The organism is Rhodoluna sp. (assembly GCF_049276775.1).
Lineage (GTDB): Bacteria > Actinomycetota > Actinomycetes > Actinomycetales > Microbacteriaceae > Rhodoluna.
In genome coordinates this window covers 1-9,845 of the sequence record NZ_JBASXC010000120.1, presented here as the reverse complement: position 1 = coordinate 9,845, position 9,845 = coordinate 1, and the positions used below count along the sequence as shown (strand labels likewise).

The window sequence follows — 9,845 nt, the reverse complement described above, 5'->3', positions numbered from 1 at the left end:
CACCAGAGAAAGCGAGTAGGCAAGTGGAGCATCTTCAAACTTGGTGATTATTTGAAACGAAGCTCTCGCGGTCGAAGAAACGGCGAAGACCGCATAGAAAACAATCAGCAGTCGGCCGGCGCCCATTGCACGCTTTGGTGAAGGCGAATCTTGAAGCATCGGGGTAGACATATTCTATGTATCGAACTTTCTTGATTGATTGAGCTAGTAGCTTCCGGTCCATATTTGATTCATTCGAACCAACATCACCGCAACTGTGAGGGCGGCAACTCCAAGAATCAAAGTCGACCAGCGGTTTCGCTCCACCAGGGCCCAGAATCCTGCACCGATTGGAACCATTATGGCAACCACTAGATAAGCGTAGAACTCAACTGTGTCAACTGCCGCCTCCGCTCCCCCGATTACTGCGAAAGTTGTGTAGCCAAACTGAACTAGTAGACCTAGGAGAACAACCGCTAGTGAACCAACGCTCCAAAGACTTGGAAGTCTTCCAAATATTCCCAGCGTAATGGCGAATAATCCGGCCGCAATTGAGAACCACAGTTGAGCGAGGTAAAGAACTTCAGTCATTTACCTCTCCTTGAAAGACCACAATTGATTTTAAGTCAGAATCCACCGGCTCCAGGACCGCCACCAGCTTGCCAGCTTCTGATACACCGGCAACCAGTGAAGAAGAACTTCCAATTGCCGATATTCTCTTGCCGTGAACCAAATCGGTGACCTGTTGGTGATTTAGGCTCACGGTCTCGAATAGGTCCCGAGCCGCTTCCACCAAAGGCGTAAGACGCAAGCTTTCGAGCTCGGAGACGTTATTGGCCTGATCAACATCAAAAGACCCGACTCTGGTTCTTCGAAGTGAAGTGATATGCCCTCCGACTCCCAGGGCGTGACCTAAGTCTCTAGCCAGCGCCCTGATATAGGTTCCCGAAGAGCAATCAACTAAAACCTCTAGATCAATAAACCCCTCGGGTGATTTGGTGCCCGACAACACCTCAAAGGCGTAAACGTTAACCTCCCTGGTTTTCAGGTTAACTTCCACTCCCTCACGAACTAAGTCATAGGCTCTTTTGCCATCTACCTTGATTGCGCTCACAGATGAGGGTCGCTGCTGAATTACTCCGGTGAGTTTAGAAATTTCCAAAGCAATTTGCGCAGGGGTGATATCCGCCAGGAGATCAGCAGCTGCCGTTTCTAAGACTTGGGATTCGGAATCATCAGAGACTGTCGAAACGCCCAGCCGAATGGTAGCCAAGTAGGTTTTGTCGGCGCCAACTAGAAAAGTAAGCAACTTAGTACCAGAGTCAATACCCAAAACCAATAGTCCAGTTGCTAGCGGGTCCAGTGTTCCAGCGTGACCGACTTTTTTTGTGCCCATGGCTTTTCTCACCTTCGCAACCATGTCGTGCGATGTGAAGCCCTGGGGCTTATCGACTAGAACTAGACCCGAGCTGGCCAATGCTAGTCCTGGTCTTCGATTTGCCTTGGCTCTTTATAGGGATTGGCATCCCCGGCAGGCTTTGCGGCAGCCGCAAGCCTTGCAACTTCTGCGTCGCGCTCCCTGGCCTCAGCGAGTAGATCGTTCATGTGGGCCGCATTTTCTGGCAACTCATCGGCGATGAACTCAAGAGTTGGGGTCAAGCGAATAGAGAGGTTGTGTCCCACCTCTCCGCGAATTCGCCCCGTGTTTTTTCTGATGATCTCATTTGACCGCACTCGATCCTCGTCGGAGCCAAACACGGTGTAGAAAATCTGAGCGTGAGACAGATCGGGTGTCACCTTCACCTCGGTGAGAGTGACAAAACCAAGGTCTGGATCCTTCACCGCTTTTTCAAGCGCTTCGGCAACCAAAACCTTAATTCGCTCGGCTAACTTCCGAGCCCTCGCAACGTCAACCATTTTTCTACTAAACCCTTGGCTTCTCGCGCATCTCGTAGGTCTCAATGATGTCTTCCAGCTCAAGCTCGTTGAAACCACCCAGCCCAATTCCACACTCGAAGTCGGTTTTGACTTCGTTGGCATCATCCTTAAAGCGCTTCAGCGAGTCGACCTTCAGGTTCTCGGCTATGACGTTGCCAGCTCTTAGTACACGAGCGAAAGAGTTTCGCTTAATGGAGCCGGTGCGAACAATAGATCCAGCGATAGTTCCAACCTTGGAGGACTTGAAAAGCTCCCTAACTTCGGCGGTACCAAGCTGAACCTCTTCGTACTCAGGCTTAAGCATTCCCTTGAGGGATTTTTCAATGTCCTCAATTGCCGCGTAAATAACTGAGTAAAAGCGGATGTCCACTCCCTCACGATCGGCACGGTCTTTAGCCTTGTTGTCTGGCTTTACGTTGAATCCAATGATGATGGCGTTGTCTACGGTTGCCAGGTTCACATCCGACTCGGTCACCGCACCAACACCGCGGTGAATGATTCGAAGCTGAACCGAATCATCGACCTCGATCTTAAGCAGCGAGTCCTCTAGCGCTTCAACAGCACCGGAAACGTCACCCTTGATAACCAGGTTGAGAGACTCGACCTTGCCATCTTCGAGAGCCTTAGTGAAGTCCTCAAGACTGATGCGCTTTCTGGTCTTAGCAAGTAGAGCGTTTCTGTCAGCAGCTTCACGCTTTTCGGCGATCTGTCTTGCCTGACGCTCATCGTCGGTCACAACAAATGTGTCACCGGCTCGAGGAACGCTCTGTAGCCCAAGCACCTGCACCGGCCTGGAAGGCGTTGCAGACTCAACAGGGTCGCCGTCTTCGTTGAACATCGCACGAACTCTTCCGTGAGCACTTCCGGCAACTATCGAGTCTCCGACGTTTAGGGTTCCGGACTGAATCAAAACGGTTGCAACCGCTCCGCGACCCTTGTCTAGGTTCGCTTCAATAGCAACACCGCGAGCGTCCTTATCTGGATTTGCTCGCATATCCAGGGCGGCATCCGCAGTAAGGAGAACAGCGTCCAAAAGCTCTGTGATTCCCTGACCCTTTAGAGCGGATACGGGAACAAACAGGACGTCACCACCGTATTCTTCGGCGACTAAGTTGAACTCGGTGAGCTGCTGCTTGACCTTGTCTGGGTTGGCGCCTTCTTTATCAATCTTGTTGACGGCAACAACGATCGGGACATTCGCTGACTGGGCGTGGTTTAGAGCCTCAATGGTCTGAGGCATCACGCCGTCATCGGCTGCAACAACCAAGATCGCGATGTCGGTGACCTGAGCACCTCGAGCACGCATAGCGGTGAAAGCCTCGTGACCCGGGGTATCAATAAACGTAATTGCTCGGTCTTGCCCCTCGTGGGTGGTGTGAACCTGGTAGGCACCGATGTGCTGGGTAATTCCACCTGCTTCACCCGCCTGAACGTTGGCGTTTCGAATCGAGTCCAAAAGTGCAGTCTTTCCGTGGTCAACGTGACCCATCACGGTAACAACCGGCGGACGGGCAACTAGATCCGCCTCATCGTCGTCGTAGTCGGTTGAGATATCCAACCCGAAGCCTTCGAAGAGCTCGCGCTCTTCGTCCTCGGGTGAAACAACCTCAATCTTGAAGCCAAGCTCCTCCCCAAGGATTAGAAACGTTTCTTCATCGAGCGATGCTGTTGCTGTTGCCATTTGACCGAGCGCAAATAGCACCGTGATCAGCTGACCGGCATTGGCATCAATCTTGTCCGCAAAATCCTGAATCGAAGCACCACGGCGAAGACGAATAACCGTTGTTCCGTCACCGCGTGGCACAACTGCGCCACCCAAGCTCGGGATACTTCTTTGCTCAAACTCTTCCCTCTTGGCTCGCTTAGACTTTCGAGCTTTGCTCTGTCCTCTTGCTCCACCCTTACCAAAAGCTCCAGCGGTACCGCCGCCGACGCCGCGACCGCGACCTCCGGCCGGTCCCCTGGAAGGGAATCCACCTCCGGGTGCTCCGCCACCAAATCCTGGCTTGGCTCCGCCAAAACCTGGACGTGATCCACCACCTGCTGGCCTTGCTCCCGGGCGATCTGATCCACCTTCTGGTCTGGTTCCGGGTCTTGGTGAGCCCGATCTTGGAGCTCCAGGTCTTGCCATGCCTTGAGCCGAGTTAAAAGGATTGTTGCCAGGTCTTGCCATTGGACGGGGAATGCCCATTCCCTGACTTGCAGCGAATGGATTGTTGCCAGGTCTTGCAACTCCTGGAACCGAACCGGCCGCTGGCGGCGCCTTGGGTGCATCGGTTATGGAACTGGGAGTAAGTCTGGAAGTTTTCTTCTCGGGAGCTTTCTTCTCGGTGACTTCGACCACTTCAGCTTCTTCAGCTGGGGCTTGCTCGGCTCCGGCTGCTGCTTTTTTGGTTGTCGCCTTTGGCTTGGCGACCTTCTTTGGTGCTTCTTTTGGCTTGGCATCGGGAAAAGCGGCGCGAAGTTTCTTGGCCACCGGAGGGGCGATAGTGGAGGAGCCGCTCTTGACGTATTCGCCGAGCTCTTCTAATTTGGCCAGAGCAACTTTGGTATCAATACCAAGTTCTTTGGCTACGTCGTAAACACGTGGTAGCGCCACTTACTTCTCCTGTCTGGGCCTTCCCAAACAGGGCAGGCCGTTAAAGCTGTTGGGTACTCATTTCGAGATACTCATTAGATTTCCAACATCTTTTCTGCCTACTTCTTCTTATCTTTTTCCAGCGGATTCAATCCAAGTGAGGTAAGGAACCCGATTTCGACCAATTGGTCTGTGGCAATAAAACCACCAATGGCCAGTCTAGACCCAAACACCCGAAAGCGACTAGTCGCCATCCAAAATGCTGTCTGGCTGGATGTCGATCTTGGCTCCAGTTAGCTTCGCAGCCAGACGGGCGTTTTGACCTTCTTTTCCAATCGCCAGCGAGAGCTGAAAATCAGGCACCAGCACCCGAATCTGCCGTTCTTCTGCATTTATAACGAAGGCATCGGAGACTTTTGCCGGAGATAGAGCCTGAGCCACAAACTGAGGCAAATCCTCGGAAAAATCAACAATGTCGATCTTCTCGTCGTTGAGCTCGCTCTGAACCGCGCGAACTCGCTGTCCGAGCTCGCCAATGCAAGCACCCTTGGCATTCACTGCGGGGTCGCTAGCGCGAACTGCGATCTTGGTCCGGTGACCGGCTTCTCTGGCAACCGAAACAATCTCGACTATTCCTTCGGCAATCTCGGGAACTTCCATCGCAAAAAGTTTTCTAACAAGCCCGGGGTGAGTTCGGGAAACTGTGACCTGGGGACCGCGGGTGCCCTTCGACACATTGGTGACGTAGACCCTGATGCGCTTGCCGTGAGAGTAGTCCTCACCGGGAACCTGTTCCTCGGGAGGCATGATCGCTTCGATAGAACCTAGGTCAACATAAACCATGTATGAGCGCTGGCCTTGCTGAATGGTGCCGGCGACTATGTCGCCGTCCTTACCCTTGAATTCTCCGAACAGACCCTCGTCACTTATTTCACGAAGCCTTGAAGCAATAACCTGCTTTGCCGCGCTAGCCGCAATTCTTCCAAAACCATCCGGTGTTGACTCGGTCTCGCCAGTCTCATTTCCCTCTTCGTCGAGAGTGATTACAAAAATCTGAACGTGACCGGTCTTCTGATCTAAAACTGCGCGGGCCTTGTCGGTGTTTCCGACGCTGCGGTGGTAGGCGGCCAATATGGCAGCTTCAATAATTTCGACGAGTTCCTTAAATGGAATCTCTTTTTCGCGCTCGAGCCCTCTAAGGACGCCTAGGTCTATATCCAAAAGGGCGACACCTCCAAGCGCTATTTACTTAAATTTCTGACAAAGCTGATTCTATCTTGATAGAACGCCTTTCCCCACTCCTTCTATTCCAGAGCTCAACCTCTCCAGATTCAAGGCCCTTACCCACAATCAACACCTTCGGAATACCGAGCAATTCGGCATCTGAAAACTTAACACCCGGTGACACCTTCTGTCGATCATCTAGCAGCACGGTTTTTCCGGTTTTCTCAATCTGTTCAGTCAATTTTTCGGCAGCCTCATAAATTGAATCCTCTTTACCAGCGGCAACCACATGAACGTCGGCAGGAGCCACCGACTCCGGCCAGATCAGCCCCTTGTCATCGTTATTGGCTTCCGCTAAAACCGCCACCAGTCTGGTGACGCCAATTCCATAGGAGCCCATGGTTACGGTCACCAACTTGCCATTCTCATCCAACACCTTGAGATCAAGAGCTTCGGCGTATTTTCTTCCAAGCTGAAACACGTGCCCAATTTCAATTCCACGAGCCAGCTCCAGCTCACCCGAACCATCAGGAGCTTGGTCGCCTGCTCGGACCTCGGCAATGTCGGCAACACCGTCGGATGAAAAGTCTCTACCCGCTACGAGGTTAAAAACATGCTTTTGATCCAGGTTCGCACCGGTGACCCAGCTGGTTCCAGAAACCACCCTGGGGTCCAAAAGAAATCGGATTCCCGCGGGAGCTTTTTCACCCAGGAACTGAGCGCCGTCTTTGGTCGGACCGATGTATCCCTTAACTAGCAAGGTGTGTTTTGCAAAATCTTCTTCGGTAGCCTGCGAAACTTCGGATGGTGAAAACGCAGCCTCGGCGCGCTTTTCATCAACTTCACGATCTCCGGGAATACCAACAATGACCAGGGAGCGTTTTCCCTCGGGAGAGGTAAGTGCCAGGACAACATTCTTTAGAGTGTCCGCTGCATTCCAAGCACTGCCATCAGCTTTTTTGACTTTGGCATTGGCCAAATCCACCAGTGACTTAATGGTCGGCGTGTTCGGTGAATCGTGGACCTCGGCCGACGGCTGAGAAGAAATCGGAATCTCTCTGGGAACAACCGTTGCAACCGCCTCAACGTTGGCGGCGTAGCCGCCGGCGGATCGAACAAAGGTGTCCTCACCAATGGGTGAAGGTGATAGGAACTCTTCAGATTTCGATCCTCCCATTGCTCCGGCGTCGGCTTTAACGATTACGTAGTCAACACCGAGGCGAGTAAAGATTCGCTCGTAGGCAGCGCGCTGGGCCTGATAAGAAACTTCCAACCCCTCGTCACTCACGTCAAAGCTGTAGGCGTCCTTCATCACAAACTCGCGACCGCGAAGCAACCCCGCGCGAGGACGCGCTTCGTCGCGGTATTTATTTTGGATTTGGAACAGAGAAAGTGGGAGGTCCTTGTAGCTCGAGTACATGTCCTTCACTAATAGAGTGAATACCTCTTCGTGAGTTGGGGCCAAAAGGTAGTCCGTTTTTTTTCGATCCTGAAGTCTAAACAAGTTATCGCCGTATTCGGTCCACCTACCGGTGGTCTCAAAAGGCTCCCTGGGCAAAAGTGCCGGGAAAAATACTTCCTGAGATCCGGCGTTAGCCATTTCCTCTCGGACTACTTTCTCTATTTTTGTTTTCACCATAAGACCCAGCGGGAGCCAGCTATAGATGCCAGGAGCTTGGCGCCTTATGTATCCGGCGCGAAGCAAAAGCCGATGTCCTTGGACATCTGCATCGGATGGGTCCTCCCGCAGCGTGCGAAGGAAAAGTTGACTCAGGCGGATAGGCATGGGCTCAATGTTACCGCCAGCGGGGACTTACTTGTCCTTGACTAGCACCTGTGGTGAGCCAACCAGGCTCGGGTCCATCTCTGCCGCCAAGCGATTAGCCTCTTCAATCAAGGTCTTAACGATTTCGCTCTCGGGTACGGTCTTGATGACCTCACCCTTGACAAAGATTTGGCCCTTACCGTTTCCGGAGGCCACTCCAAGATCTGCCTCACGCGCTTCGCCGGGTCCGTTTACGACGCAGCCCATGACGGCAACTCGAAGTGGAACGGTTAGCTTTTCAAGGCCTGCGGTCACATCATTGGCGAGCTTGTAAACGTCAACCTGAGCACGACCACAGCTCGGGCAACTCACAATTTCAAGTTTTCTTGGTCGCAGATTCAGGGACTCAAGAATCTGCGAGCCAACTTTGACTTCTTCCGCGGGAGGAGCTGAAAGAGAAACTCGAATTGTGTCACCAATACCCTTTGATAAAAGTGCACCAAAAGCCACCGAAGACTTTATAGTTCCCTGGAATGACGGTCCGGCTTCTGTGACTCCCAAGTGAAGGGGCCAATCGCCTCTCTCGGAAAGAAGTTCATAAGCCCTGACCATCACGACTGGATCGTTGTGCTTTACGGAAATCTTGAAGTCGTGGAAATCATGCTCCTCAAACAAACTCGCTTCCCAAACAGCTGACTCAACTAGAGCCTCGGGGGTTGCCTTGCCGTATTTTTCCATGAGCCTCGGATCAAGCGAGCCTGCGTTTACACCGATTCGAATTGAAACACCCGCGGCTTTAGCGGCCTTGGCAATTTCCCCAACGTGACCATCGAACTGTCGAATGTTTCCAGGATTGACTCGAACCGCTCCACATCCTGCATCAATTGCTTGAAAAACGTATCTGGACTGGAAGTGGATGTCTGCGATAACTGGAATTTGTGACTTCTTGGCAATGATGTGCAGCACATCTGCGTCATCCTGAGACGGACAGGCAACGCGAACGATGTCGCAACCGGTTGCGGTTAGCTCAGCAATCTGCTGGAGGGTTCCGTTGATGTCGGTGGTCGGAGTGGTGGTCATCGATTGGACCGAAATTGGAGCATCACCGCCGACCGCGACCTTGCCGACCATAATCTGTCGGGTCTTGCGTCTCGGGGCTAAAACTGGGGGTGGGCCCTTTGGAAGTCCTAGATTTACCGCTGGCACAATGCTCCTCGCATCTCTACTGCATCTCTAATAAGCATAAGTTGTAAATCTTGCAATCCTTGAGACCTAGCCAAATAGCGAGATTGGGTTCACTAAATCAGCCGTAATAAGCAGAGCCGAAACCGCCAATAGGGCAATAAAGACAAACCAGGTAAGTGGCATCAGAAGTGCGGTGTCCGCAGGTCCGGGGTCTTTTTTGCCAGCCACCCGATACAAACCCCGCTTGATTGACTCGTAGATTCCACCGGCAACGTGTCCGCCATCCAGTGGCAAAAGTGGAATCATGTTGAAGACAAAAAGGGCGAAGTTCAACGAGCCCAAGATTTGAACACCGGTTGCAAACTTATCGACAAAGCTCGCCTCATCAGAAGCCGCAACCTCTCCGGCCACCTGACCGATACCCACAATTGATATAGGCCCCGTGATATCTCTTTCTCCCCCACCAAAAGTCACGGCGGTGACTTGGATAACCTCTTGCGGTAATCGAAGGATCAGCTGACCGATTTGAGCCATGGTTTGGGCAGATGCTTCCAAAGATTTTGTGAGCGGCAAAGCTTTTCGCTCGGGCGATAGGAACACGCCCAGAAATGGCTGGGCTTGATAGATAAGGTCTCCCGATTCATCCAGAATCGGAGATCCCAGCGAGTCAAACTGTGGGCGTTGCTGCAGTACGGCACTAACCATTACCTTGACAATCTGACCTCCGCGCAGCACTTCAAATTCTGCGGTTGGGTTCGCAGTTAGGATTTCTCTAATTTGGACCCAGTCAACCGCTTTTTGACCGGCCACCGAAACTACCTCGTCACCGGCCAATAACCCTGCCAGGTGTGCCGGGGTCTGCTCGGCAACCGAGCAGGAAGTTGAATTATTGTTCAGACAAACCGAAACCGCTTCGATCTTGAGTGAGCTCTGATAGATTCCAAAACCACTAATCGCTATAGCGGTTAGCAAAACCCCAAGAACTAGGTTCATAAAGGGTCCACCCAGCATTATGATCATGCGCTTACCAACACCGAGCTGATAAAACTTTCGGTTGGCATCGGCTGGGGTTTCAGACTCCGAGTGAGCGGTTCGAGCCTGCATAATCATATCCTTGAAAAAACCGGTCTTGGACTCTGGTTTTTTCGCCGGCGGATACATCCCAAGCATGGCGAT

The 9,845-nt window shown here is 52.4% G+C and carries 8 protein-coding genes; all 8 read right to left on the bottom strand.

Annotated elements, in window-relative coordinates:
* Window positions 1–204: 204 nt before the first annotated feature.
* The gene (locus WAO31_RS07040; protein ID WP_509591890.1) at window positions 205–570 is read right to left on the bottom strand and encodes a hypothetical protein; all 366 of its coding nucleotides are present in this window, start codon (window positions 568–570) and stop codon (window positions 205–207) included.
* Window positions 563–1,456 (bottom strand): tRNA pseudouridine(55) synthase TruB, encoded by an 894-nt coding sequence (gene truB / locus WAO31_RS07035; RefSeq protein ID WP_509591888.1) that lies wholly within the window; start codon window positions 1,454–1,456, stop codon window positions 563–565. Before truB ends, WAO31_RS07040 begins: the two co-directional genes overlap by 8 nt.
* A gap of 2 nt (window positions 1,457–1,458) precedes the next feature.
* On the bottom strand, window positions 1,459–1,896 hold the full coding sequence (gene rbfA, locus WAO31_RS07030) for a 30S ribosome-binding factor RbfA (protein ID WP_509591886.1): 438 nt from the start codon (window positions 1,894–1,896) through the stop codon (window positions 1,459–1,461).
* A gap of 7 nt (window positions 1,897–1,903) precedes the next feature.
* The gene (gene infB / locus WAO31_RS07025; protein ID WP_509591884.1) at window positions 1,904–4,516 is read right to left on the bottom strand and encodes a translation initiation factor IF-2; all 2,613 of its coding nucleotides are present in this window, start codon (window positions 4,514–4,516) and stop codon (window positions 1,904–1,906) included.
* Between the two features lie 222 nt (window positions 4,517–4,738).
* Window positions 4,739–5,716: a transcription termination factor NusA gene (gene nusA / locus WAO31_RS07020; protein ID WP_509591882.1), complete on the bottom strand. Its 978-nt coding sequence runs from the start codon at window positions 5,714–5,716 to the stop codon at window positions 4,739–4,741.
* Between the two features lie 28 nt (window positions 5,717–5,744).
* A complete protein-coding gene (locus WAO31_RS07015) occupies window positions 5,745–7,505 on the bottom strand; it encodes a proline--tRNA ligase (RefSeq protein ID WP_509591880.1) in 1,761 nt (586 codons plus the stop codon).
* A 27-nt stretch (window positions 7,506–7,532) separates the two neighbouring features.
* A complete protein-coding gene (gene ispG, locus WAO31_RS07010) occupies window positions 7,533–8,690 on the bottom strand; it encodes a flavodoxin-dependent (E)-4-hydroxy-3-methylbut-2-enyl-diphosphate synthase (RefSeq protein WP_509591878.1) in 1,158 nt (385 codons plus the stop codon).
* 66 nt (window positions 8,691–8,756) lie between these two features.
* A partial coding sequence (locus WAO31_RS07005) for a site-2 protease family protein (RefSeq protein WP_509591876.1) occupies window positions 8,757–9,845 on the bottom strand: 1,089 nt, incomplete at its 5' end.